At 72.6% G+C, this 226-nt stretch carries 1 pseudogene; it reads right to left on the bottom strand.

Going from position 1 to position 226, the window contains the following annotated elements:
* Positions 1–226 (bottom strand): annotated as a pseudogene (locus tag BZL64_RS39200) (MFS transporter); the annotation flags it as partial.

Here is a 226-nt window from a genome sequence, read left to right as displayed (position 1 = left end):
CCACTGGCCGCGTTGAAGGCGATGTCGGCCGCACCGACGACGACGGACACCACCAGGAGCTGGACGAAGCCGAGCAGGCCGAGTGCGTACGCGGCGGGGACGCTCATCAGTGCCGCGAACCGGGTCAGATCCATCGCGACCATCACCGGCCGCTTGCGGCGGAACTCCACCCACGGGCCGAGCGGCACCGCCACCACGGCCCCCACCGCCAGCCCTGTCGCGGCCA

Source organism: Streptomyces bobili (genome assembly GCF_002154575.1).
GTDB lineage: Bacteria > Actinomycetota > Actinomycetes > Streptomycetales > Streptomycetaceae > Streptomyces > Streptomyces bobili.
The sequence above is the reverse complement of the archived record's forward strand: the minus strand, read 5'-3'. Positions and strand labels throughout refer to the sequence as shown.